The organism is Rickettsia finnyi (genome assembly GCF_049668125.1).
GTDB classification, from domain to species: Bacteria; Pseudomonadota; Alphaproteobacteria; order Rickettsiales; family Rickettsiaceae; genus Rickettsia; species Rickettsia kotlanii.
The window spans coordinates 207781-231037 of record NZ_CP187160.1 but is presented as its reverse complement, the minus strand read 5'-3'; the positions used below and the strand labels follow the sequence as shown (position 1 = coordinate 231037).

The following is a 23257-nucleotide window of genomic DNA, read 5'->3' as shown; positions in this document are numbered from 1 at the left end:
TCCATGCAACAAAGTTACTTTTAGCTAGGAATGACATAGTGTTGTTTTCGGATTCATATGGACAACATCTACATTTATAAATAAAATTATAAAGTACAGGCTTCTACTTGTAAATAATGAAAATCTTTTTATTTATTATATTTATTTTTTCTATTATAATATATTCGCATTATTAAAGCTGCTGTTTCCTCTATTGATCTAGTCGACACATCAATCACCGGCCAATTTCTTTGATCACAAATTTTTCTGACTTCTAGGCACTCTTTTTGTACTATATTAAAATCCGTATAGCTTTTATTTTCGTTAATTTGTAATAGATTTAATCTAGCTTCTCTTATCTCAATTAACCTATTTGGATTAATAACGAGTCCTACTACCAATTGATCTATATCTTTTTCTATAAAATCAGGAAAGGGGCAATTATAAACATAAGGAATATTGGCAGCCTTTAAACCGTTATACGCTAGAAATACGGAAGTTGGTGTCTTAGAAGTTCTAGAAGGACCTATTAATATTATATCAGCCTCTGATAACTCATTAAGCATTTGTCCGTCATCATGTCTTATAGCATAATCTATGGCATTAAGTGTATCAAAATAAGTTTTATCAAATTTATAGTCGTAATTCTGTTCTTTTTCTATTTCAATACCTGAAAAAACAGACATTTCTTTAATAATTTTACCTATTACAGAAATACATGGAATTTTTAATTCATAGCAAAATTTCGTTAAAGCTTTTCGGAGTTCTTGATCGGCAATCGTGTATAATACTATCCCATGTTTATATTCTATTTTACTTAATACTTCATTTAGCAATTCCAAATTTCTAATCATTGGCCAATGATATAATTTTGGTTTTACGGAAGTAAATTGTGCAAGGGCAGAATTTGCTGCATATTTTGCAGTTTGCACGGAAGAGTCTGAAACTAAGTGAATAATTAGCTTTGTCATACTTTACACATGTAATTGTGGATAAATTTTTTAATAACTTATTATTTTTCCTATTAAAATCTATTAAAAATTTCCTCAAATCCTTATTAAATCAAGTAAATCTAGTGTATTTTCTTTTAAATAAATAGTTTGTGGATAAAATTGTGAATAAATATCATTTTTCTTTGAAAAAATAGTCTTTTCTAAGCTATAAATGAATTTTACACCTAATTATCCACTTGTATAAATTCATTACAAACTTATGTGAATAATAATTAAAAATACGATTTTTTTAAGAAAATTTTAATGAAAATTTTGTTGATAACTCTGTTTAAAACATTTAATCTACATAATTCTATTTATATAAACAACAAATAATAAATATACTTATTATTTTAATATTTTTAGTAATTGCATGAAACAAATTATAAATCCGTTAAAAGGAAATAGTAATAAAATACCTATTTGGTTTATGCGTCAAGCAGGTAGATATTTGCCGGAATATAAAAAAGTAAGAGAAACAACAAAAAATTTTCTAGATTTTTGTTATGATGTTAACAAAGCAACGGAAGTAACCTTACAACCGATAAAACGTTATGGATTTGATGCAGCTATTATTTTTTCCGATATATTAGTTTTACCTCATGCTCTTGGATGGGAAGTGGATTTTAAAGAAAATATAGGGCCTATATTAAAGCAATTCAAATCACAAGAAGATCTTAAATATCTGCAAATCAATCCGAATGATAAATTAGAAAGGGTTTATGAAATAATAAAAAAAGTAAAAAAAGAATTACCATCCCCCACTTCTTTAATAGGATTTGTAGGTAGTCCTTGGACAGTGATGAGTTACATGCTAGAAGGAAAAGGAAAACAGGATTTTAAAACGAGCAAAAAATTCATATATGAAAATAAAATACTTGCTGAAGAATTATTAAATTTTATTACGGAAAAAACAGCTGATCACCTTATAAATCAAGCAAAATCTGGAGTAGATGTTTTAAAGCTTTTTGATTCATGGTCAGGAGTACTTGCAGAAGAGGAATTTACTAAATTTGTAATAGAGCCAACAAAAAAGATTGTACTAAAAGTAAAAGAAGTTTTTCCAAAAACTCCTATAATTGCTTTTCCTAAAGGAGCGGGATTATTGTATGAAAAATTTATAAAAGAAGTACCGATAGATATTTTAGCCGTAGATCAAATGGTCCCTCTTGAAAAAATGAAAGAGTGGAGTGATAAAGTAATAGTACAAGGTAATTTAGATCCGGTTGTATTATTAACTAATAAAGAAATTATTAAAGAAAAAACTTATAAAATTCTTCAGGTAATGAAAGGAAAGAATTTTATCTTTAATTTAGGACATGGTATTTTGCCTGAAACACCTACGGAAAATGTAGAATTTTTGACAGAATATGTTAGGTTGTATGAAGAAAAGAATAGCAATAGTACTTTTTAATTTAGGCGGTCCAAAAGACCTTAAATCAGTGAAGCCTTTTCTATTTAATCTATTCTATGACAAAGCTATAATTAATCTACCAAATCCTTTGCGTTATATTATCGCTAAAATAATTTCTATTACTAGAGAGAAAAAATCTCAAAAAATTTATTCTTTAATCGGTGGTAAATCTTCTTTACTTCAGGAAACAGAGGAGCAGAAATTAGCACTAACCGAAAAGTTAAAGCAACTTATAAAAAAAGATTTCGCTATTTTTATAAATATGAGATATTCAGCACCGTTTGTTAAAGAAGTAATAGGTCAAATAAAAAAATATAATCCAAGTGAAATAATATTATTGCCTCTATATTCTCAATTTTCAAGTACTACGACAGGATCATCGGTTAAAAATTTTTTACAAAACCTTGATATTGATATTCCAACTAAAACAATTTGCTGTTATCCTCTAGAAAAAGATTTTATAAAAGCCCATGTTTCATTAATTAAAGAAAAACTATACGATAAAAATTTTCGTATATTATTTTCTGCTCACGGGTTACCCGAAAAAATAATAAAAGCAGGCGATCCTTATAGTTTTCAGATAAAAGAAACAGTACAAGCAATAGTTAAAGAATTAAATATAAAAGATCTAGATTATAAGATAACTTATCAAAGTAGAGTAGGACCTATAGAGTGGTTAAAACCGAATACGGAAGACGAAATAGAGCTAGCAGGAAAGTTAAAAAAAGACATAATTATCGTACCTATATCCTTTGTATCCGAGCATGTTGAAACACTAGTAGAGCTTGATATTGAATATAAATTAATCGCAGATAAATATGAAATTCAATATACCCGGATTCCGACACTTGGAACAAATAAAATTTTTATTAATAGTTTGACAAATATATTACTACGATTTATTAATAAGGTTGATACTAATTTAGTTATGAGTAGCTCTAGTACAAGAATATGTCCAAACGAATTTACTAAATGTTTGTGTAAATTAACAAATTAATAAGGAAAAGAATGGCAAGTTACTATCTATGGTTTAAGTCAGTCCATCTGATATCTGCTATATGTTGGATGGCAGGACTTCTTTATTTACCTAGAATATATGTTTATCATATCAAAGCTAAAATAGGTAGTGAGCTAGATAGTACTTTACAAGTAATGGAGCTAAAATTACTCAGATTCATTATGAATCCGGCAATGATTAGCACATTTATTTTTGGTTTAATAAATGCTCATATTTACGGGTTTGTTGCTCTTGATATTTGGTTTCACGTTAAAATGTTTGCAGTATTAATTTTAGTGATATTTCACGGTTTACTTGCAAGATGGCGAAAAGATTTTGCAAATGGTAAGAATGTTCATTCAGAAAAATTTTATCGCATAGTTAATGAGATTCCGGCTATTTGCATGATTGTTGCAGTGATTATGGTTATAGTGAAACCATTTGACTAGTATACTCTTTTTATTTGAAAAGAGATTGTTAAAGATATATCGTCATTGCGAGCAGGAAATAATAACAAACTCCTAAGATTGTATTCTTCGTCAATTACTCATGTAATTTTCTCGCAATGATGTTAAAACTGATCCATGCGGGCAATGTTTTTCCGTGAAAGGAAAGCAGGAATGACATAAATAAAGTAACGTCTGCTCATCTATACTTTAGCAATACCAAATATTGCTTCTAATTCTGCTAAGTGTTTTCTCTATTGCATTGATATCTCTCTTTTTCAAAAGTCTTTCTAGCAACTCTGCTATCTCAACTTTTAGGATTTCTAAATTTTCTTTTAAAGTAAACTCTGTTACGAGTTCAAGTAGGCTCTTGTTAGTTTGGTTGGATATGTAATTACTCCCGATTAATTAAACTTAAATTGCTTAAGTTTCAACCACCAAAGAGAAATAAACCCTTGGTGGTCAGGGAGTTAGCAAAACTGCCAAAAGTCAGCTATAATAGGTTTTGCTTAAAACAATGCTTTAAGCTCTGGACATGCCTATTTATCTCCCCGACCCATAAGGTCGAGGATCAACATCAGTTATGTGAGAGATGTTCTCACTTTTGGTAGAGATTGCTACACCCTATTGTTTTACTATTTCAGTTAAAGCTTATACTTAACTTTTAAAAGTCAATCTATAACTTATTTTAAATTAATAGTTTATTTATCTAAAAGATTTTTTATTTCTAATATAAGTTGTAAAATTTATTTAGAATATCTATAATTCATAAAAAACAATATGGAACATTATGAATAATAGCGATGAACTTAATAAGTTAGTAATCTTTAAAGATAAAACTATTAGAAAAATTTTGCATAATAACAAATGGTGATTTTCAGTAGTCGATGTAGTATGAGCATTGATTGATAGTAGTGATTCTGGAGCTTATTGGAGAAAACTAAAACAAAGGTTAAACGAAGAAAAAAGTGAGGTCATGACAAATTGTCACGGACTGAGATTAACTGCCACAGATGGAAAAAAATATATAACAGACTGTGCAAATACAGAGTCATTACTTCGTATTATACAATCTATTCCATCTCCAAAGGCAGAACCGTTTAAACAATGGCTTGCTAAAGTCGGTTATGAGAGGATTCAAGAAATTTCTAATCCGGAAAAGTCAATTGATAGAGCAATCGATAATTGGAAACGACACGGTCGTAGCGAGAAATGGATTCAATAACGTATGATGGGGCAGGAAACATAACTGACTACTGGAAAAATCATAAAGTAACAAAAGAGAATGAATTTGCTATATTAACTAATATTATTCATCAAGAATGGGCTGGTATAATTTAAAGAACACAAAAATATAAAGGGCTTAACAAAGCAAAATTTACGTGATCACTTGAATGAAGCAGAATTAATTTTTACTGCTCTTGTTAAATTATCTACTCGTCAGGTAGCAGAAACTAATAATGCAACAGGAATGGAAGAAAGTAAGGTTGTAGGTAAAATAGGAGAAAATAAAACTGGTAAAAAAGTAATCTCAACAGAACATTATTTGCCGCCTAAACTTACAAAGTAAAAAAATTTGTTATAGTGAAATGCATTGAATTAGGTGACATTTCTATTTCATTTTTTAATTTTTAAATAATATATCTCATATCATAAATGGGTTGGCATTAGCGATATTCGCTATATCCTTAAAAAAATAAAATATTTCTTATAAATATCATCTAATTCAATGCATTTCACTATAAACCAAGGATTGCATCGGTTTTGTGGAAAATACTCTTACTTTTGACAGAAGTTTCAACACACCGGAATAGCATTTTGCCATTCCGGTTATGATTTCAAAAAAGTCAATTAAACTTTACTTCAGGTGGCAATGACATTAATATTGCTTCGACATTTCCATCGGTCATTAAGCCGAATTTAGTACCGCGGTCATATAGCAAATTAAATTCTACATATCTACCTCGCCTTATAAGCTGGTATTCTTTCTGCTCAGCTGTCCAAGGTAAAAATAACTTACTTCTAACGATTTCAGGATATACCGACAACAAAGCCTTACCTACGTCCTGTGTAAAGGCAAAATCCTGTTCAAAATTACCGTTATTTAAGTAATCATAGAATATTCCGCCTACTCCTCTCGGCTCTTTTCGATGCTTCAGATAAAAATATTCATCACATTGTTTTTTGAATTTGGGATAATAGCTAGAATCATACTTATCGCACGCTTCTTTAAAAGCTGCATGAAACTTTGCAGTTTCGTTCTCTTCCGGATAAAAAGGTGTTAAATCACCACCGCCGCCAAACCAACTTTTAGAAGTTTCTATATAACGAGTATTAAAATGCATAGCGGGAATTAGTGGCGATTTAAGATGTGCGACTAATGAAATGCCTGTTGCAAAGAATTTCCCGTCTAGCTCTGTTCCTGGAATTTCGCTGCGGAATTCGGGAGAAAATTCACCGAATACAGTAGATATATTAACCCCGACTTTTTCAAATACTTCTCCTTTCATGAGAGACATGACACCGCCACCACCGCCGTTACGTTGCCAGTTTGAGTATACAAACTTAGCCGGTTTTAAACCTTTAATTTGTGCATATTCTTCTTCGATTTTTTCAAATTCTTTGCACAATAAATCACGTAAATTAGTAAACCAACTAATTGTTATTTCTTTATTTTCTATGTTCATAATTATTAAGCAACGATTTAATTATTTTCCTCATCATATACATAATCACTAAAAATACAGTAGCAATGATCATAATATAAAAAGCCGGAGCATAAAATAAGCCTGTGCGCTCTACAAGCCAACGAGAAATAATAGGTGAAGTTCCACCGAATATCGCTATTGCAAAATTGTAGCTGAAAGCAACACCGGTAAATCTTTGTTCTGCTGTAAACAAGGATATAACGAGTATATAAGCTGTACCTGCTATGCTTCCTGCGAGCATACCAAGTATTGTAAGAGCTATAATTTGTTGCCACATCTCTTCTGTCGACATAAGTAACATGGTCGGTAAAATCAATATCAAGATAGCAACACCAACAAGCATTGCCATTTTAAATTTTCCGATAATATCGGCAATACCGCCGGCAAGCGGCATCGCTATCATCGCAATAAACGAACTATACGCTAAATATGATAAAGCAATAGTATTACTAAGATGCATTACATTATAATAGAAAACATTTATATATGTTTTTACTAAATACATAACGCTACTAGCGATAGCACCTATACACATAGTTAAAAACATCGATCTCCAAGCAGTTCTAATTACATTGGGAAAAGGTGCTTTAAGAACTTGTTTCTTTTTCTCAAGCATTTTAAAAATCGGTGTTTCCGATACACGCAATCGCAAGTAAAATCCTACAAGACCCATAAATCCACCAAGCAGAAAAGCAAAACGCCAAGCAAAATCTATATGGGAGAAATAACGTTCTATTATAATACCGACAAATGTTGCAATTAAGGTACCGGCAATATTTGAACCATGTACTAAACCTGCCGTAAAACCCGGTCTTAAATTTCGACGATGTTCAAGGATAAAAATAGCCGCTCCCGTTCCTTCACCGCTAATACATAAACCTTGAATAAGCCGCATTATAACTAGAGTTATAGGGGCATAAATCCCAATACTTACATATGAGGGTATGAGACCCATAATAAAGGTCGGAATAGTCATACCTAGCATCGAGATTATTAAAGCGATACGTCTACCGTATCTATCACCGATATAACCGAATAATATGCCTCCTATCGGTCTTGTCAGAAAGCCAACCGCAAATACCCCAAGGCTTAGAAGAATTCTAATGAATTCCGATTCGCCTGGAAAAAAAACTTGTCCAATAATCGGCGAAAAAACTGAATATACCGTAAAATCATAATATTCGAGTACATTACCTGAAATAGCAGATAAAAAAATGAACTTAGACCTATTATTCATCGAGCTTTAAATAACTTAATTACTAATTTAGTTATTATAGACAAGTTACATCATTTATAAAGTATAATTTATAATATAATAAAGTAACTTTTATAATATTTAATTGTCGGCATTTTAATTCTTGTGGTGATAGTAATATATTTTTGTGGTTATAAGTTCTTGTTTAATAAACAACTTGAATCAGTTGCAAATGATTTTGAGAAAGAATTAGCAGAATGTGATAAAGCTATAAAACAAAATCCGAATGATGCAAATGCATATATTGGATATGGATTTAGACTAAGAAACTGAGACTTAGGTTTCCTGAAAAATATGAGTTGGTCCTTGAAGTTTATAACAAAGCAATTGCACTAAACCCTAATCATTTTCAGGCTTATCTTAATAAAAGAGCGGTATTAATTCTCAGTTGGGAAAATACGATTTAGCTTTAGAAGCTTATAATAAGGCAATCGAAGTAGATCCAAGTCATTCTTATGCTTATAACAATAAAGCAGAAATATTAAGAAAGCTTGAAAAATACGAACTAGCACTTGAAGCATACAATAAAGCAATTGAAATTGATCCTAATTATTCTTATGCTTATTTTAATAAGAATAAATTATTCGATGAACTTGAAAATTACAAAGCAGTTCTTGAGGCATATGCATAGAGCACTCACATATAGGCATGATGACGATTTAGATTATTCTGACATATATTATAATATAGGAACAATTTTGAGTAGGTTTTAAAAATATGATTTAGCTATTAAAGTGTATAATAAAACAATACAGCTTAATCCTGATGATTTTAGAGCTTACTTGAATAAAGGAATAGTTTTTGGAATTCTTAAAAAATATAATTTAGCATTAAAAGCTTTTGATGCAGCACTTAAATTAAATATCAATGATTATAAAGCACATCTTAATAAAAGTCTTACTTTGGAAAAATTAGGCAAATACGATTTATCTCTTGAATCATACAACAAAGCATTAGAATTAGAGCCAAATGACTTTGAGACACAAGCTCAAATACAAGCTATATTAGACATGCAAAAGGCTAAATAATAGTCATAATAAATTATGACTATTATAACGTACATATTAATTTGGTCATAACTATTTAATATACACGTTATAATGGTCAAGCACTTATAACCTAGTTATCCTCTAGTGGGAACTACCGGAATTCTTACTTTTGTAAGTTTAGCTCCTTTTGGCTTTTTAATTCCTGCAAATTTCTGTTCTTCTTGTTTTCGTAGTTTTTCTCCTATTTTTGCAGCTTCTCTGTTACCTTTAAGAGCACTTTTTACGGGCTTTGTGTTAAGTTCGTAAAACACTTTTTGAAGTCTTAATACTTCAATCTTTATCAAAATATTTTATGTCTGTAGCAATACTTAAATGGTAAACTCCGCTACCTTTTTGTATAAACTGGTTTTGATTTTGTAAAGCTTTACCTTCTAAATCTAAGAATTTTCCATTTTTTTTGAAGAATAGTTTCATCAAGCTTAATATTCTCATCTAATACTACTTTTCCAAAATCACCTACTTCTCCAACTTTTGTACCACTAAGATCATATGCGTAAAGTTTTTCTTCATGGAAATCTAAGTTGTTTAAAAAGTTCTCTATAGAATTCTTATCATTAGTGAAATTGTCTAATTCATAGGTACCTATAATTTTCTCTTCTTTGCTTACTATATTTTTAATAATTCCAAGATAGGCTAGAGTTTTTTTTAACTTACCCAAATTACGCTTTACCTCAATTTCTACGGGTCTAGAAAATTCTTTTTTTACTTCTTCAACTTCTCCTATAACTAATTGCCCATCTATGGGGCTGCCCAGTTCATCTTTAAAAAATTTAGCATTTTTACTCTATTTAATTCAGTTTCTTCAGTTTGAAAATGTAGATGTTTTTTTCTGGCATAAATTCCTCCTTGAATAAATTGTGGTTTATTTCAAGTGTAAAGGAGTAAGTTAAATTTTTGCAAGAAGTTTTTATTGTTAGTTATTTCTCAATAACTAACAAATATTACAAATTAAAAACTACTATGTCGTCTAGCCGCCATCTATCAAGAGTCCACTACCTGTTATTGATGATGCTTTTTCGTCACATAAGAATATTACTAAGTTTGCTATTTCATCAGCTTCTACAATTTTTTCGTAGCTTGAGATTTAAGGATTACATTCCTTAACGCTGATTCTTCACTGATATGTCTAGCTATAGCAGTATCTGCTATTTGATTCCTTACTAATGGTGTGTTGACGTAACCGGGACAGATAGCATTAACTGTATAATATTATTCTCAGCCACTTCTAAAGCAACGGTTTTGGTAAGCCTAAGGATACCGTGCTTTGCTGCCACATAATGCCGACTTGAAAGATGATGCGACATATGCATGAGCGGAAGCGATATTAACAATTCGCCCGAAGCCGTTTTTTTCATAATCTGTTTTATCTTCAGGAAATTCATCGATAGGAGCAACATGCTGAATACCTGCATTATTTACTAATATGTCTATTTTACCGAATTCTTTTATTATCCTTTCAAACATAGAATGAATTTCATCAGGTTTTTCCAAATTTATTCCTTGATAAAATACAGTCCTTGCCCCAAGTTCTTTCAATTCTGCTGAATTTTTAGCTACTTCATCTTCTTTTGCAAGACCGTTAATAACTATTTTAGACTCAAGTTTTGCAAAATGTTTTGCTATTTCAAGCCCGATACCGCTAGTAGAACTGGTAATAACTGCTACTTTGTCTTTCCTTTTTATCTCCTTATAAAATATGTACTGTTATACCGTGGCTTGTACCAGCCAGCTAAATCGTCATTGCGAGCAGTCATAGGCTGCGTGGCAATCTCAGAACTTTGGCACTAGATTGCTTCGTCAATTACTTACGTAATTTCCTTGCAATGACGAGAAAATTAGAACCATGCAACACAACTGATCAAGTCACGAGATGACATATTTAATCAAGTAATATTTGTCTTTTATTTAAAAGTAACTTATATTAGATTACACTTTAAAGAAATAATGTATAAATCTATGGAAATTGTTAATAGCGTTGATGCATCTGTATCTTGCCAGGGCAAAGAACTTCCATATGACCATCCGAAAGTTTATTTAGAGATAGATAAAGAAAAAAAGGAAGTTATCTGCCCATATTGTAGTAAGAAATTTAAATTAGTAACAAAATGACTATAAAATTTCTGTCAGAAAGTACTATCAACCGAATTGCTGCCGGTGAGGTTATAGAAAGGCCCGCATCGGTAGTAAAGGAATTAGTTGAAAATGCTGTTGATGCAAGTAGTACTAAAATAGATATTATTTTAGAACGTGCCGGTAAAAATCTAATCATTATTTCCGATGACGGTATCGGTATGACTGATAAGGAATTAGAAATTGCCGTTGAACGTCATACAACTTCTAAGTTTGATGAAAGTGATTTTCTAAATATTCATACTTTCGGTTTTAGGGGTGAAGCACTGCCGTCTATTGCTGCTATTAGCAAAATGCTAATTACTTCTAAAAAACGAGATGCCGACAAAGCATTTCAGATTAAGTTAATCGGCGGCAATGAAAAACAAGTTACTATTTCTGTTCATAATGAAGGTACTAAAATAGAGATACGTGATTTATTTTTCGCAACACCTGCACGTTTAAAATTTCTTAGAGCCGATAAAACAGAGCTTGCAGCAACTGTAGATGTGGTTAAGAAAATCGCTCTAGCACATCCTGAAATTTCTTTTAGTTTAACACATGACGGCAAGAATTTATTAAAACTAAAGGGACAAAATAAAGATGCTGAAACTAACCTAAAACAGCGTATAATTGATGTAATAGGTGATGATTTTATAAAAAACGCCGTTTATATAGACTTCAAAACACCTAATTTTTCTATTTGCGGCTATACTAGTAGCCCGACGTATAATAGAGCTTCAAGTGAAGATCAATTTTTATTTATTAATAATAGACCGGTAAAAGATAAATTATTACAGGTAGCTTTAAGGGTAGCATATCAAGATTATTTAGCTCGTGATCGTTATCCGCTATGTACTATATTCTTACAAATCGATCCGCAACTTGTTGACGTTAACGTACATCCGGCAAAAGCAGAGGTTAGGTTTCATGACCCGAATTATGTGCGAAACTTATTAATAGAAGCAATTAAAAATGCTTTAACAAATAAAAGCCATGTTACTTCTACTACTATCGCCTCTGATGCTCTTGAGTTATTTAAAAATCCTTTAGTTAAAAAACAATCGCCAGTAAGTAAAGTTATAAATGTTAATAGTAAATCGGCAGATTATAGACCTACTACTCATTCTACACTTAATACAGTTCCTCAAAATCATGTTTGTCAAAAATTAATCGATACATTATCACATGCTAAAATAGAACAAGAAGTAGAAAACCGTATAGAACAACAGCAAATCCGTAAACAATATAAACTTGGGGCAGCTAAAGCACAACTTCATACGACTTATATTATTTCACAAACCGAAGATAGTATAGTGATTACCGACCAGTATGCAGCACACGAACGTTTAGGGTATGAAAAAATAAAAGATTACCTTAAAACGGAAGAGTTAATCAAACAGCGTTTGCTTATCCCTGAGATAGTAGAACTGCCAAATGAAAAAAAAGCAGGTTATTTATATGACCATAGAGAAAAACTATATAAACTCGGTTTAACTCTAGAAAAATTCGGCGAAAAATCTATTATAGTAACTGAAATTCCAAATATTCTTGGAGATGTAAACGTACAAAAGTTAATTCAGGATCTCGCCGATCATTTATCGGATTTTGGCAAGAATATAGCTTTGACAGAGTTAATCGAACATGTAACGAAAACTTATGCCTGTCATTACTCTATTAGAGCAGGACGAAAATTATCGGCAGATGAAATGAATGCCTTACTGCGTCAAATGGAAAATATGCCGCTTTCAGGTCAATGTAATCACGGCAGACCTACTTATATTGAGTTGAAGATTAAGGATATTGAACGCTTATTTGGACGGTAACTCGTTTAATTTGAAAAATTGGCGTCATTGCGAACGACTGCAAGAAGTGCGGCAATCTCGGGAAATTAAAACTAGATTGCCACGCTTCTTTAGTCGCTCGCAATGACGTATCTCTCTTTATTTTGCAATGCCTAGTTTTTACTTGACTATTCTTCAATTTCGTTTTATTCTGCTTTTCTTAGAATAATAAAATAATATCTTGATTTAAGGTGTCAGCTAATGGCAAAGAAAAATAAAAGTGTTTTGGTAAGGCTAGTAAGTACTGCCGGCACAGGTGTTTTTTGGGTAAAGAAACGTAATCCGAAAACCCAAACCGAGAAGCTTTCTTTTCGTAAGTATGATAAAGTAGTTAGAAAACATGTTCTTTTTAAAGAAGAAAAAATAAAATAATTGTAAGTAATATATGGCAGTAAAAATTCGTTTAGCTAGAGGCGGTGCTAAAAAGCGTCCTTTTTACCGTGTAGTAGTAGCTAACGCAACAGCACCTCGTGACGGTGACTTTTTAGAAAAAGTTGGAACTTATGATCCAATGCTTGCTTCAGATAATAGTGAGCGTGTTGTTTTAAAAAAAGATCGTATAGAATATTGGCTTGGCACCGGTGCTAAACCAACTGAGCGAGTCGCAAAATTTATTGAGCAAGTGGGTGTTACTCTTCCTGAGAAAGTTAAAAAGGAAATGGAAGTGAAAGCAAAAAACCGCAAAGCTAGACTAAGTAAAAAGGAAGTTAAAGAAGCTTAGTTTATAGTGTATTTTCGTTATTACGAGTAGGCATTGACTGTGTAGATCAATTCAGACCCTGTCATCCTGCTATTTGATTGCGGGATTTAGTAAAGTTGACTATTATAAGTTGTTTTTCTGGATACAAGCCACGGTATGATAACACATATCTCTTCTCTATAATCATATTAATATGCCGGATTAGCTCAGTGGTAGAGCAACCGCCTTGTAAGCGGTAGGTCATCAGTTCAAATCCGATATCCGGCACCATCAAAATTTTTCTTGTCATACTGGGACTATCTTTATATAGATACCAAATCGTCATTGCGAGCAAGCCGTAGGCTGCGTGGCAATCTCATGAAATAGTAACAAACTCTTGAGAGTGCTTCGTTGAATTACTGCGTAATTCTTCTCGCAATGACGATTTACCGATCCATGCAAGCAAGCTTTCACAGGAATTATATAGAAAAAAACATACAATAGTGACATCCTTTAAAATTTTTATATATGATAGTAATCGATAAAACATCTTATAGAGCTGTGGGATTTGATAAACGTATTAAATTTCTAGTGCTACATTATACACAGTGTGATTTTAAGCAGTCTTTAGATTTTCTAACCGGTGAAAAGTTAAGTAGCCATTATTTAATCAACAATAAAAACCCTGAACATATATTTCAATTAGTAGAAGAGCATGATAGAGCATGGCATGCTGGAGTAAGTTACTGGCAAGGTCATGAGCGTATTAATGATACATCAATCGGTATTGAAATCGTAAATCCTGCTTTTGAAGTAAATGCAAAAAACAATGATATAGTTTGGCTACCCTATTCGGAAAGGCAAATTAATAGTGTTATAAGTTTGTGTAAACAGATTATTGCTAGATATGATATTAAACCTACTAGAGTGGTTGGGCATTCTGATATTGCTCCAGGTAGAAAACAGGACCCTGGCCCGCTATTTCCTTGGAAACTATTATATGATAACGATATTGGAGCTTGGTATGATGAACAGGTGTTTAACGATCTATTGCCGCAAGTCGACATAACCGATATTGCAGCAATTCAGCAAAAATTTATTACATACGGTTATAAACTTGAAGTTACCGACATTTTAGACTCTAATATGAAAGATATTATAATTTCGTTTCAAATGCATTTTCGTCCTAGTAATTTTTCCGGTGATTTGGATGCTGAAACCATAGCAATTTTAGATGCATTAATATTGAAATATAAATCTGAATTAATATGATAAGATTTATAACTATACCGGATTTTGCGGATTATCAAGTTACTTTGAAATTAATGGAAGATTACGTTAACAAAGTAATTAGTGATCATGAGCCGGAAATTATTTATTTAGTTGAACATTCGGAAGTATATACAGCCGGTACTAATTATAAACAAGAAGAATTATTAAATTACGGTGATATTCCGGTAATTTACACAGGACGTGGCGGTAAATTTACTTTTCATGGACCGGGTCAGCGTGTTATTTATCCAATTCTTAATTTAGCTTCACCAAATCGACACAAAGATTTAAAGCTATATATAAAAATGCTTGAAGAATGGATTATAAATAGCTTAAATTATTTTGGAATTAAAGCATATATTATTAAAGATAAAGTAGGAATTTGGGTAAAAGTAAGGAAAGATGAATTTGCTAAAATTGCTGCAATAGGTGTTAGAGTAAGAAAATGGGTTACATATCACGGTGTAGCTATAAACATTTCAACAGATTTAAGTAAGTTTAATGGGATTATTCCTTGTGGACTTGAAAATTCTTTAGTAACATCTTTAAATCAGTTAGGGATTCATGTTGAAATGTCTGAATTTGATAAAATTATTCAAACTGAATTTAATAAAATATTTAAATGATCAGAAAATTTTTACTCACAATTTTTGCTTTTTGGGTCGGTGGTTTTGGTTATTATTTATATTTAATAAATTCTTATAAGCTTAATAGTAATACCACTAATGCAATAATAGTATTTGCAGGAGGAGGACATAAAATTGAAACCGGTATTGCTTGGCTTAAAGCAGGCTATGCACCTATATTATTTATTACTGGTATAGAATCTACAGAGCAATTAAAAAATTTGTTAAAGGAACGTGATGTTATAGAACAGCAGGTAATACTTGCTCCGAATAAAATAATGTCTGAAGAAGATAATATTAAGAAAGTGGTTGATTTTATTGTAACTTACAATCTTACTTCAATAATTTTAGTAGAGCATAATTATAATATACCTTTTATGCTAAATAAGCTTGAAAAAGCGATTCCTTCTTCTAATAATATCTATATAGTACCATCTCCTGTTTTTTCCAAACAAAAATATAATGTGTTATTAAAATCCTATCATCGTTATTTAATGAGTATACTCGTTTAATTTGCTCCTTTACTCTTTTCCAGTACAATATTTTAGAACGGCTACGCCAAATAATGCAGAAATTAAAGAGCCTATTATTACTGCAGCTCTCATAGAGTTTGAAGGGCAGCTGCTCTCAAACGTAATACTACCTATAAATAAACTTAGGGTAAATCCAATCCCTCCAAGTATAGCTATAGAATAAAATTTTAACCATGAAGTATCACTTGGTAAATTACAGAGTTTAAATTTTACAAATGGATATGAAAATAGCACATAATACCTAATTGCTTCCTTACAAATAAATCAAATATTATCCCATAAATTAAAGCAAGTATTGAGTTGGAACAAGTGCCTTTAAATGCAAAATTTTCTAAAAGGATACCGGAATTCATAAATACAAAAAGTGGTAAAATAAAGTAATTTACAAAAGGACGAGTTAAGTTTTCAAGTTTTTTAAAAGAAGTGTTAAATTCTCCTTTTATATTAACAGGTATAAAAAGTGCTATTAATGGCTCTGCATAAAGTATCGTGAATACCTGACTCCACCATACTAATCCATAATAATAAACCTAAAATTATATAATAAAATAATTGTTTAATTTGTCGATAATTCAATATAAACAAGATGAATAATTATAGAGGAAATTAATATTATTAATCCCGGTTTATCGTAATTAAAAAACATGTATATTAAGACAGGAATTACCACACCTTCAAGGGCTGCCGCCGCAGGTAATATTAGTTTTTTTTATTTTTATGTTTACCTTCTACTAGGTGAAATTTCATCTCTAAATCTATTAATAAAAAGAAGAAAGTCATGAGACCGTCATTAACTAACTCTATAAAAGTTGTTTGTAAACTTACATTTCCTATTGTAAAATTTACTGTAAATAAAAGAAGAAATAATATTTTGTTAGGACAATGTTATTGTTGACAATTATTGCTAAGGTAAAAGCAATAATTAATAATATACCGACAAAAGTACCTGATTTAATTAATTCTTTTAACTGGTTATTTATACTCATGATTTTAATATTAGTTATAACAAGCTCATAATAATAAGTTATTTAAATTCATTAAGAAAGTCAAAAATCTATATAAATCCATAACAATAATTTATTTTTTAGTGAGATAAAAAGTTGTTTTTTGTACTTTTATAAGCTTGTATAATAAGTGTAAGAAGATATAATTATTAATTACAAAAAAAATATCTAAGCAATTCTTATGTTAGCAGAACAGCAAACTGAATGGATTATCAGCAATAACTTTGTAAATAAGGGATGGTATATAGATAATGATAATAAAAAGAATGTTTATTTCCAAAATCCAAAACAGAACAGATAAGATTAAACGGAAAAAGACCAGATTATATCTTATATGAAAGTAATAATGATAAACCTATTGCAATAAAATAGAAGCAAAAAAACAGGAGTGGATTTAAGGCAAGCTTTAGATCAAGCAACGGAATATGCAAAATTGCTTGATGTACCTATAGTGTTTGTAATGGAGCTTACTGCGAAGCTCGTTTTGTTGCTAATAATGAAGAGCTTATATTAACGGTGATGAAGTAAGGGAATTACTACATGAAAAAGAATTATTAGCTTTTTTAGAAGCAAGCAGTAATGAAGCTTGGAAAGAAATTAAAGTATCACGTGAAGAATTAATATCGACATTTAAAAACTTGAATAATCTTTTAAGAAGTGAAGGGTTCCAAGCAGAAATAGAAAGATTTAGCGAATTTGCAAATATATTATTCTTAAAATTATTAAGCGAAAACAACAAAAAATCTTGGTGAAATAATATCAAAGCACAATCCAACGATGATATTATCGGTTACATTAATAGCTATGTTATAGAACAAATTAAGAATAAATATGGTGACGGTGTTTTTACGCCTATTTCTCTAGGCAATTCCATTACTCTCCGTCACATTATCGATGCAATTGATCCTCTTATTTTATCTACGATAGATACAGATATAAAAGGCGATGCATTCGAGTGTTTCTTAGCAAAAACTACATCAACGGAAAAATGATTTAGGCGAATATTTTACACCGAGCGAGAAATATCGTTAAAACCATTATTAATTTGGTTGATCCTAAATTTAAAGAAACAATTTATGATCCTTTTTGCGGTACCGGTTGGTTCTTAACTGAAGCTTTTAATTATATCAAAGAAAATAATATAATTAATACCGGTGAAGATTTAGAAAAATTAAGATTTAATACATTATATGGGCGAGAGTTAACCAAAACCGCTAGAATCGCTAAGATGAATATGATTTTGCATGGTGACAGACATAGCGGAATTCAGCAAATAAATAGTCTTGAGAACCCTAATGATGTTAAACCCTTAACTGATCAACAGTTAAAGTTTGATGTAATTGTTACTAATTGCCATTTTCTTAAACTATCACTAAAAAAACTAACAAAAACGGCAAAACTATAACAGAAAGTCATATAACTCCTCTTTTTATAACGGCATTGCAAAAAATAACGGTGATGCTGCTTGTGTTTTGCATTGCCTGCAAAATTTAAAAGAGGGTGGTAGAATGGCATTGGTAGTACCTGAAGGATTCTTATTCAGAAAAGACACCGCTGCTGTTTGTCAATTTTTACTATCAAAAGCAAAGCTGCAACTCGTTATCTCTCTACCGCAAGGTATTTTTTTACCTTATACAGGAGTAAAAACGTCAATACTTTATTTTATCGATGCACATAAACCGAATAATCAAAAAGAATATTGGTTTTATGAGGTTAAGAATATCGGCGTTATCCTAGACAATAAAAAAAGAAAAATTGTCGGTATAAATGATTTAAACAGGCGAGGGTGGAAAATTAAATTTATCTAAAATTCCTTTTATAGATCTCGATTTTTATCAAATAGCTAAGGATTGGTGAAAAACAATGATATTTTAATGTGTAAAGACAGAGCATTAACGGGTAAAGTGTGTTTTGTAGATGATAAAATTTTACCACAAATAGAAGTAATGGTTAATGAACATGTTTATATTTTTAGAGGGAAACCTATACATCAATCTTATTTGTTTTATTGTTTAAATAGCGATATAATTCAAAATCAAATTAAAGAACTTAGCTTATAATAAAAGTACTCAGCCTGGTTTAAATAGAGAACATATAAACTCAGTTTATATTCCTCTTCCGTTTCTAGAAAAACAGGAAATTATTGAAGAATTGAATAGCTATCAAAAGATAATAGAGGGGCAGATAATTGGCATCTTTATTTTGAAATAAATAAACAATGGGAAATTGTTAAATTTGGCGATATCGTTATCAATAAATTAAAAAGTAATATTTTATCTCTTGAACATAAGGAGTATACAACATTAATAGTAGGTAAAAAAGTAAAATGATTAACATTAATACTGCAATTAAGGGGGATATTCCAGTAATAGCAGCTGGTCGGGTTAGTCCTTATTCACATAATCAATATAATTTTAACGGTAACATAATCACTATTTCTTTATCGGGAGTATATGCTGGATATATTTGGTATCATAATTCGCCAATGTGGGCTTCAGATTGTAACGTAATCTATTCAATTAATGAAAAACTATTGTTAACTAAATATCTATATTATATTTTAAAATCTCAGCAAAATATAATATACCAAAAGCAAGCTGGATCAGGTCAACCTCACGTTTATTTGAAAGATTTAGAGGATTTACAAATTCCTATCCCGCCTCTTGAAGAACAGCAAAAAATAGTAACAGAGCTTGATAATAATCAAAGTAAGATTGACAACTTTAAAAACTAAATTTGAAAACAAACTAAAAACCACATTAAATTCTCTTTGGCAATAATTGATGTACATTAACTACTTAAAAGATTTGATTGGTTTTAAGTCTGTAACTCCTAAGAGCGATGGAGCTATTGAGTATATTGATGATTTGCTTAAACAGCACGGTTTTAAGACCGAAATAAAAATATTCGGTGATTCTAAAAGCGAGCAAGTCACTAATCTTTATGCTGTTTTCGGTAGCAATGAGCCTAATATTTGCTTTGTTGGTCATGTAGATGTAGTGCTGGCAGGCAATCATGAGCTTTGGCATAATGCGAGTCCATTTAAAGCTAGTCAGCAAGACGGTAAGATATATGGCAGAGGTACGGTGGATATGAAAGGGGCTATAGCGTGCTTTCTAGCTGCCAGTTTAGATTTTATAAAAAATAATACCGATTTTAAAGGTTCCATTAGTTTCTTACTTACTAGTGATGAAGAGGGAAAAGCAAAGCATGGTACTAAAGAAATGCTGCAATATGTTTATGATCAAGGATATAAGATAAATTTTGCTATTGTCGGTGAACCTACTTGTGAAAAAGAAATAGGCGATGCAATTAAAATTGGCAGAAGAGGAAGTGTTAACTTTAAATTAAATATAGAAGGCTTAAGCGGGCATGTAGCTTATCCTCATAAAGCAAATAACCCATTGCCTTGCTTAATAATAATATTGAATGAGTTAACAAGTATAAAACTTGATGAAGGTACTGAATTTTTTCAACGTTCAAATCTTGAAGTAACGAATATCGAGGTCAGTAATAATACTTCAAACGTAATTCCGGCAAGTACGGAAGCATCTTTCAATATACGTTTTAATAATTTACATAGTGCAGAAACTTTAGCAAAACAGGTAGAAGAAATTATTAAACGGCATTGTAAAGAATATAAAGTAGATTATAAGTTAGAATATAGTAGTTCTGCTGAAAGTTTTATTCAGAACCCTAGCGATAAAATAAAAGAATTTGCTAAAGTAGTAGAGCATACGCTTAAAATAAAGCCTGAATTCTCTACAAGCGGCGGTACGTCGGATGCAAGATTCGTCAAAAATTATTGTCCGTTAGTAGAGTTTGGTTTATTATCTGAAACGGCACATAAAATAAACGAATACACAAAAATTAGCGATTTACAAAAATTATATGATGTGTATTATAACTTTTTGATGGAAATACTTTGATGTTATTCCTGCAGAGGCAGGAATTAGAATCCATGCAACAAGGCCACCCTTTTACAGGAATGGCATTACCATACGCGGATGTGATGGAACTGGTAGACATACAAGATTTAGGTTCTTGTGCCGTGAGGCGTGGGGGTTCAAGTCCCTTCATCCGTACCACTTAAATTTTCTCATAAAAAATAACATAACATTTTTATGCAGCAATTTAGTATTTATCAAACAAGCGATGAGTTGCTTCTAAAATCGATATTGCTTCTGATAGAAAAATGCTATCACTCTGCTCTTAAAAGCGTGATATTAACTGCAGATGCAGATCAACAAGAAATGCTCAATAAAAATCTTTGGACTTATTCACGTAAGCAATTTATACCTCACGGTAGTAAACTTGATCCGCAGCCTGAAAAACAGCCGATTTATATTACCGATGAGTTACAAAATCCTAATAATGCTAGTGTGCTTGTTATTATTTCGCCTACAAATATAGGAAAAATTTTACAAGCAAAAGAGTATATAAGAGTTTTCAAAAGGATAATTATAATAACCGATTTACCAGAAGATTTAAAAGAATTAACAGTTAAAATAAATAAATTTACCGGACAGGAAAACAAAATAGATTGTTTTACTAAAAATTCTCGTGGAGCTTGGAATAAAATAGTCTAATAAATTTATATTCTTTTAACAAATAAATATAATCCGATCGTTAAAGCAATAACCAAATTGAAATAACAAGCAAAAATAAAATCTAGATTTTTTGAAGCAAAATTTTGTAATATAAAATGAATTGAAGTAATTAGCAATACTGTTAAGGCAGAAAATAATACCGGCATAAAAGTTGTTTTTTTGCTATAAGGATATCTCAAAAAAACTGCAAGTGCTACAAAAGGTAATACAAAATTGTATAAAGGCCAAATTATTCTTTGATGTGCTTCAGCAATTAATTTAATTTTTTTAGTAATAGCTAAATCATGAGGAAGGGCAAGTAATTCGCTTATATAATATTCATTTGCTTCTTTATTATGTTTAGTTCTTTGTGATACTAAAGGATTATTATCATTTTGCAGTTTTATCATTAAAGAATCGAAAGTTAACTGAGTTAAATTACCGTTTACGTCATATTCTTGTCTTATGCCTTTATTAAGTTCAAAAATCGGGCTATTATCATATATATTAAGAGTACCTGAGCCCGCAAATACTACTGATGGGTTATCAGCATTGCGATTATCAAATATTATTACGCCGTTCATAATATTTCCTGCTGATTTTTTATCTATAAAAACAGTGATATCTTTCGTTACTTTATTAAAAGTTTTCTCTTCAATCATATTTGAGATATAATTATTCTTTATAAAGTTTAAACGTGATTTTAAGTTTATATGAGATAACGGCAGGATGGTAGAAGATATATAATAAGCAAGTAACATAACTATTAATGCGACATATAAAGCAGGCAGTGCTAGCTGTATATTATTAACTCCTGAAGCTTGTAATATAATTAATTGTCGCTCGACTTTTAAATTATTATAGATATAGATCATGGTAATAACTGTTATTACCGGTAACAGAATAAATAATAAAGTAGGAAGTACTAAAACTATTAAACTGAAGAACTCCATAACTTTTATACCTTTATCAAATAAATATAAAAGTTTTAATATTTGCGTTATCCATACTATACTAGTTACTGAAAAAGTAACGACTATAAGCAGCGGTAAGATATTTTTTATAAAGTATTTTCGGTATAGTAGCATAATGTTTGTTTGGTTTTTTGATGTCATTCTCGTTTTTAGCTAGGAGCGACATCAAACGCTTTTCAAAAACTGTCCAGTACGTACTATGGATGGTTAGATAGGTTTTGTGGGAACTCGTTCCTGGTTCATTTCAAAATAATTAAAAACCAAGTAGTGCACTGTGTGAACCTAATCGTATTAACTCCAATGTATCAGCATCGGGTTTTCTATAAATTAATACTAAATCCGGTTTAATATGACAATCTCTACAATCTTTGCCAATTACCTATAAGGGCATGATCTCTCATATGTATAGGACATGTTATATCAGCAACCAAGTACCTAACTGCTTTCAGTAAAATATCATCCAAATTTATTCCATGTTTACGTTTTCCACGTTTAAACTGTGCAGTACGTTTAATCGTTCTCATTTAAATCAGATAACAAATTATTGATATTACCAACATGAACTAATTTGCCGCTTCTTGCAGCTTTCATAGCTTTAATTGTTTCATCATTTGGGATAAGTGGCTCAAACGGTAATGCTTTTTCACGAGCAACACGAAATAACAGCATACGAACAGCATCAGATAAAGTAAGTCCCATAGCAGCAAGCACTAAAGCTGCTTCTTCTTTCACGTCTTCATTAATACGGGCTCGCACAATAGAATCAGCAGACATAAAAATCTTCTTT

At 30.9% G+C, this 23257-nt stretch carries 32 protein-coding genes, 2 tRNA genes and 3 pseudogenes; 23 read left to right on the top strand and 14 right to left on the bottom strand.

Annotated features, from left to right (window positions below; all coding sequences use genetic code 11):
• Positions 1-128: 128 nt before the first annotated feature.
• Complete coding sequence (locus tag ACPKKV_RS01325; RefSeq protein ID WP_392505799.1) at positions 129-950, bottom strand: pyruvate, water dikinase regulatory protein; 822 nt, start codon at positions 948-950, stop codon at positions 129-131.
• A gap of 394 nt (positions 951-1344) precedes the next feature.
• Here ACPKKV_RS01325 and hemE point away from each other — a divergent pair, with 394 nt between their 5' ends.
• From hemE to ACPKKV_RS01295, 6 genes are all read left to right on the top strand, one after another.
• Positions 1345-2385, top strand: a complete 1041-nt coding sequence (gene hemE, locus ACPKKV_RS01320) for a uroporphyrinogen decarboxylase (RefSeq protein WP_392505798.1) — start codon at positions 1345-1347, stop codon at positions 2383-2385.
• Positions 2342-3382, top strand: coding sequence for a ferrochelatase (hemH, locus tag ACPKKV_RS01315; protein ID WP_392505797.1), 1041 nt, complete (start codon positions 2342-2344; stop codon positions 3380-3382). Before hemE ends, hemH begins: the two co-directional genes overlap by 44 nt.
• An 11-nt stretch (positions 3383-3393) precedes the next feature.
• The gene (gene hemJ, locus ACPKKV_RS01310) at positions 3394-3831 is read left to right on the top strand and encodes a protoporphyrinogen oxidase HemJ (protein ID WP_392505796.1); all 438 of its coding nucleotides are present in this window, start codon (positions 3394-3396) and stop codon (positions 3829-3831) included.
• A gap of 898 nt (positions 3832-4729) precedes the next feature.
• A complete protein-coding gene (locus ACPKKV_RS01305) occupies positions 4730-5053 on the top strand; it encodes a BRO family protein (RefSeq protein WP_392505795.1) in 324 nt (107 codons plus the stop codon).
• Positions 5041-5169, top strand: coding sequence for a hypothetical protein (locus tag ACPKKV_RS01300; protein ID WP_392505794.1), 129 nt, complete (start codon positions 5041-5043; stop codon positions 5167-5169). Before ACPKKV_RS01305 ends, ACPKKV_RS01300 begins: the two co-directional genes overlap by 13 nt.
• A gap of 49 nt (positions 5170-5218) precedes the next feature.
• Positions 5219-5398: a hypothetical protein gene (locus ACPKKV_RS01295; protein ID WP_392505793.1), complete on the top strand. Its 180-nt coding sequence runs from the start codon at positions 5219-5221 to the stop codon at positions 5396-5398.
• Between the two features lie 277 nt (positions 5399-5675).
• Here the strand turns inward: ACPKKV_RS01295 and hemF are convergent, their stop codons facing one another.
• The gene (gene hemF, locus ACPKKV_RS01290) at positions 5676-6515 is read right to left on the bottom strand and encodes an oxygen-dependent coproporphyrinogen oxidase (RefSeq protein ID WP_392505792.1); all 840 of its coding nucleotides are present in this window, start codon (positions 6513-6515) and stop codon (positions 5676-5678) included.
• Positions 6499-7773, bottom strand: a complete 1275-nt coding sequence (locus ACPKKV_RS01285) for an MFS transporter (protein WP_392505791.1) — start codon at positions 7771-7773, stop codon at positions 6499-6501. Before ACPKKV_RS01285 ends, hemF begins: the two co-directional genes overlap by 17 nt.
• Before the next feature lie 159 nt (positions 7774-7932).
• Between ACPKKV_RS01285 and ACPKKV_RS01280 the strand changes: the two are divergent.
• Positions 7933-8422 (top strand): annotated as a pseudogene (locus ACPKKV_RS01280) (tetratricopeptide repeat protein).
• 103 nt (positions 8423-8525) lie between these two features.
• Positions 8526-8819 (top strand): tetratricopeptide repeat protein, encoded by a 294-nt coding sequence (locus tag ACPKKV_RS01275; protein WP_392505790.1) that lies wholly within the window; start codon positions 8526-8528, stop codon positions 8817-8819.
• Positions 8820-8914: 95 nt separating this feature from the next.
• On the opposite strand, the gene ACPKKV_RS01270 is transcribed toward ACPKKV_RS01275, so the two are convergent.
• From ACPKKV_RS01270 to ACPKKV_RS01255, 4 genes are all read right to left on the bottom strand, one after another.
• Positions 8915-9124, bottom strand: a complete 210-nt coding sequence (locus ACPKKV_RS01270) for a hypothetical protein (protein WP_392505789.1) — start codon at positions 9122-9124, stop codon at positions 8915-8917.
• An 80-nt stretch (positions 9125-9204) separates the two neighbouring features.
• Positions 9205-9498 carry a hypothetical protein gene (locus ACPKKV_RS01265; protein ID WP_392505788.1) on the bottom strand — a complete coding sequence of 98 codons (294 nt, stop codon included), beginning with the start codon at positions 9496-9498 and terminating at the stop codon, positions 9205-9207.
• A 309-nt stretch (positions 9499-9807) separates the two neighbouring features.
• Complete coding sequence (locus ACPKKV_RS01260; protein WP_269473029.1) at positions 9808-9873, bottom strand: hypothetical protein; 66 nt, start codon at positions 9871-9873, stop codon at positions 9808-9810.
• A gap of 215 nt (positions 9874-10088) precedes the next feature.
• The gene (locus tag ACPKKV_RS01255; protein WP_392506911.1) at positions 10089-10463 is read right to left on the bottom strand and encodes an SDR family NAD(P)-dependent oxidoreductase; all 375 of its coding nucleotides are present in this window, start codon (positions 10461-10463) and stop codon (positions 10089-10091) included.
• Positions 10464-10784: 321 nt separating this feature from the next.
• On the opposite strand from ACPKKV_RS01255, the gene ACPKKV_RS01250 reads away from it, so the two are divergent.
• The 8 genes from ACPKKV_RS01250 to ACPKKV_RS01215 all read left to right on the top strand — a co-directional run bounded on the left by ACPKKV_RS01250 (position 10785) and on the right by ACPKKV_RS01215 (position 15882).
• A complete protein-coding gene (locus ACPKKV_RS01250) occupies positions 10785-10949 on the top strand; it encodes a zinc-finger domain-containing protein (protein ID WP_392505787.1) in 165 nt (54 codons plus the stop codon).
• A complete protein-coding gene (gene mutL, locus ACPKKV_RS01245; RefSeq protein ID WP_392505786.1) occupies positions 10946-12775 on the top strand; it encodes a DNA mismatch repair endonuclease MutL in 1830 nt (609 codons plus the stop codon). The genes ACPKKV_RS01250 and mutL overlap by 4 nt, the downstream gene beginning before the upstream one ends.
• Positions 12776-12994: 219 nt before the next feature.
• On the top strand, positions 12995-13165 hold the full coding sequence (rpmG, locus tag ACPKKV_RS01240; RefSeq protein ID WP_392505784.1) for a 50S ribosomal protein L33: 171 nt from the start codon (positions 12995-12997) through the stop codon (positions 13163-13165).
• Positions 13166-13178: 13 nt separating this feature from the next.
• Positions 13179-13514, top strand: coding sequence for a 30S ribosomal protein S16 (gene rpsP / locus ACPKKV_RS01235; protein ID WP_392505783.1), 336 nt, complete (start codon positions 13179-13181; stop codon positions 13512-13514).
• Positions 13515-13688: 174 nt separating this feature from the next.
• Positions 13689-13763 (top strand) — tRNA-Thr (locus ACPKKV_RS01230).
• Between the two features lie 237 nt (positions 13764-14000).
• Positions 14001-14744 (top strand): N-acetylmuramoyl-L-alanine amidase, encoded by a 744-nt coding sequence (locus ACPKKV_RS01225; protein ID WP_392505782.1) that lies wholly within the window; start codon positions 14001-14003, stop codon positions 14742-14744.
• On the top strand, positions 14741-15370 hold the full coding sequence (lipB, locus tag ACPKKV_RS01220) for a lipoyl(octanoyl) transferase LipB (protein WP_392505781.1): 630 nt from the start codon (positions 14741-14743) through the stop codon (positions 15368-15370). The genes ACPKKV_RS01225 and lipB overlap by 4 nt, the downstream gene beginning before the upstream one ends.
• On the top strand, positions 15367-15882 hold the full coding sequence (locus ACPKKV_RS01215) for a YdcF family protein (RefSeq protein ID WP_392505779.1): 516 nt from the start codon (positions 15367-15369) through the stop codon (positions 15880-15882). The genes lipB and ACPKKV_RS01215 overlap by 4 nt, the downstream gene beginning before the upstream one ends.
• Before the next feature lie 9 nt (positions 15883-15891).
• Here the strand turns inward: ACPKKV_RS01215 and ACPKKV_RS01210 are convergent.
• From ACPKKV_RS01210 to ACPKKV_RS01195, 4 genes and pseudogenes are all read right to left on the bottom strand, one after another.
• Positions 15892-16603: pseudogene (locus ACPKKV_RS01210) on the bottom strand (Na+/H+ antiporter NhaA).
• Positions 16603-16707: a Na+/H+ antiporter NhaA gene (locus ACPKKV_RS01205; protein ID WP_392506910.1), complete on the bottom strand. Its 105-nt coding sequence runs from the start codon at positions 16705-16707 to the stop codon at positions 16603-16605. The pseudogene ACPKKV_RS01210 and the gene ACPKKV_RS01205 overlap by 1 nt, the downstream one beginning before the upstream one ends.
• A 38-nt stretch (positions 16708-16745) precedes the next feature.
• A complete protein-coding gene (locus tag ACPKKV_RS01200; protein ID WP_392505778.1) occupies positions 16746-16889 on the bottom strand; it encodes a sodium:proton antiporter in 144 nt (47 codons plus the stop codon).
• Between the two features lie 523 nt (positions 16890-17412).
• Positions 17413-17643: a hypothetical protein gene (locus tag ACPKKV_RS01195; RefSeq protein WP_424492223.1), complete on the bottom strand. Its 231-nt coding sequence runs from the start codon at positions 17641-17643 to the stop codon at positions 17413-17415.
• A 309-nt stretch (positions 17644-17952) separates the two neighbouring features.
• Here ACPKKV_RS01195 and ACPKKV_RS01190 point away from each other — a divergent pair, with 309 nt between their 5' ends.
• From ACPKKV_RS01190 to ACPKKV_RS01160, 7 genes are all read left to right on the top strand, one after another.
• A complete protein-coding gene (locus ACPKKV_RS01190; protein ID WP_392505775.1) occupies positions 17953-18312 on the top strand; it encodes an HsdM family class I SAM-dependent methyltransferase in 360 nt (119 codons plus the stop codon).
• A gap of 67 nt (positions 18313-18379) precedes the next feature.
• Entirely contained in the window at positions 18380-18715 is a 336-nt protein-coding gene (locus ACPKKV_RS01185) for an N-6 DNA methylase (protein ID WP_392505774.1), read from the top strand.
• Between the two features lie 45 nt (positions 18716-18760).
• A complete protein-coding gene (locus tag ACPKKV_RS01180) occupies positions 18761-18967 on the top strand; it encodes a restriction endonuclease subunit S domain-containing protein (protein ID WP_392505773.1) in 207 nt (68 codons plus the stop codon).
• A gap of 266 nt (positions 18968-19233) precedes the next feature.
• Positions 19234-19641: a restriction endonuclease subunit S gene (locus ACPKKV_RS01175; RefSeq protein WP_392505772.1), complete on the top strand. Its 408-nt coding sequence runs from the start codon at positions 19234-19236 to the stop codon at positions 19639-19641.
• 49 nt (positions 19642-19690) lie between these two features.
• Positions 19691-20836 (top strand): succinyl-diaminopimelate desuccinylase, encoded by a 1146-nt coding sequence (gene dapE, locus ACPKKV_RS01170; protein ID WP_392505771.1) that lies wholly within the window; start codon positions 19691-19693, stop codon positions 20834-20836.
• A gap of 74 nt (positions 20837-20910) precedes the next feature.
• A tRNA-Leu gene (locus ACPKKV_RS01165) sits at positions 20911-20995 on the top strand.
• Positions 20996-21031: 36 nt separating this feature from the next.
• Positions 21032-21496 carry a DNA polymerase III subunit chi gene (locus ACPKKV_RS01160; protein ID WP_392505770.1) on the top strand — a complete coding sequence of 155 codons (465 nt, stop codon included), beginning with the start codon at positions 21032-21034 and terminating at the stop codon, positions 21494-21496.
• Positions 21497-21501: 5 nt separating this feature from the next.
• Here ACPKKV_RS01160 and ACPKKV_RS01155 read toward each other — a convergent pair whose 3' ends face one another.
• From ACPKKV_RS01155 to ACPKKV_RS01145, 3 genes and pseudogenes are all read right to left on the bottom strand, one after another.
• Positions 21502-22584, bottom strand: a complete 1083-nt coding sequence (locus tag ACPKKV_RS01155; protein WP_392506909.1) for an LptF/LptG family permease — start codon at positions 22582-22584, stop codon at positions 21502-21504.
• A gap of 139 nt (positions 22585-22723) precedes the next feature.
• Positions 22724-22994 (bottom strand): annotated as a pseudogene (locus tag ACPKKV_RS01150) (type II toxin-antitoxin system YafQ family toxin).
• Complete coding sequence (locus ACPKKV_RS01145; RefSeq protein WP_012151450.1) at positions 22981-23244, bottom strand: type II toxin-antitoxin system RelB/DinJ family antitoxin; 264 nt, start codon at positions 23242-23244, stop codon at positions 22981-22983. The pseudogene ACPKKV_RS01150 and the gene ACPKKV_RS01145 overlap by 14 nt, the downstream one beginning before the upstream one ends.
• Between the last annotated feature and the right edge of the window lie 13 nt (positions 23245-23257).

Bases quoted from the DNA above. Each gene is read 5' to 3' on its own strand.
- ACPKKV_RS01325 (WP_392505799.1), bottom strand. From the start codon at position 950: ATGACAAAGCTAATTATTCACTTAGTTTCAGACTCTTCCGTGCAAACT.
- hemE (WP_392505798.1), top strand. From the start codon at position 1,345: ATGAAACAAATTATAAATCCGTTAAAAGGAAATAGTAATAAAATACCT.
- hemH (WP_392505797.1), top strand. From the start codon at position 2,342: ATGTTAGGTTGTATGAAGAAAAGAATAGCAATAGTACTTTTTAATTTA.
- hemJ (WP_392505796.1), top strand. From the start codon at position 3,394: ATGGCAAGTTACTATCTATGGTTTAAGTCAGTCCATCTGATATCTGCT.
- ACPKKV_RS01300 (WP_392505794.1), top strand. From the start codon at position 5,041: ATGGATTCAATAACGTATGATGGGGCAGGAAACATAACTGACTACTGG.
- hemF (WP_392505792.1), bottom strand. From the start codon at position 6,515: ATGAACATAGAAAATAAAGAAATAACAATTAGTTGGTTTACTAATTTA.
- ACPKKV_RS01285 (WP_392505791.1), bottom strand. From the start codon at position 7,773: ATGAATAATAGGTCTAAGTTCATTTTTTTATCTGCTATTTCAGGTAAT.
- ACPKKV_RS01250 (WP_392505787.1), top strand. From the start codon at position 10,785: ATGTATAAATCTATGGAAATTGTTAATAGCGTTGATGCATCTGTATCT.
- mutL (WP_392505786.1), top strand. From the start codon at position 10,946: ATGACTATAAAATTTCTGTCAGAAAGTACTATCAACCGAATTGCTGCC.
- rpmG (WP_392505784.1), top strand. From the start codon at position 12,995: ATGGCAAAGAAAAATAAAAGTGTTTTGGTAAGGCTAGTAAGTACTGCC.
- rpsP (WP_392505783.1), top strand. From the start codon at position 13,179: ATGGCAGTAAAAATTCGTTTAGCTAGAGGCGGTGCTAAAAAGCGTCCT.
- ACPKKV_RS01225 (WP_392505782.1), top strand. From the start codon at position 14,001: ATGATAGTAATCGATAAAACATCTTATAGAGCTGTGGGATTTGATAAA.
- lipB (WP_392505781.1), top strand. From the start codon at position 14,741: ATGATAAGATTTATAACTATACCGGATTTTGCGGATTATCAAGTTACT.
- ACPKKV_RS01215 (WP_392505779.1), top strand. From the start codon at position 15,367: ATGATCAGAAAATTTTTACTCACAATTTTTGCTTTTTGGGTCGGTGGT.
- ACPKKV_RS01200 (WP_392505778.1), bottom strand. From the start codon at position 16,889: ATGAGTATAAATAACCAGTTAAAAGAATTAATTAAATCAGGTACTTTT.
- ACPKKV_RS01175 (WP_392505772.1), top strand. From the start codon at position 19,234: ATGATTAACATTAATACTGCAATTAAGGGGGATATTCCAGTAATAGCA.
- dapE (WP_392505771.1), top strand. From the start codon at position 19,691: ATGTACATTAACTACTTAAAAGATTTGATTGGTTTTAAGTCTGTAACT.
- ACPKKV_RS01160 (WP_392505770.1), top strand. From the start codon at position 21,032: ATGCAGCAATTTAGTATTTATCAAACAAGCGATGAGTTGCTTCTAAAA.
- ACPKKV_RS01155 (WP_392506909.1), bottom strand. From the start codon at position 22,584: ATGCTACTATACCGAAAATACTTTATAAAAAATATCTTACCGCTGCTT.
- ACPKKV_RS01145 (WP_012151450.1), bottom strand. From the start codon at position 23,244: ATGTCTGCTGATTCTATTGTGCGAGCCCGTATTAATGAAGACGTGAAA.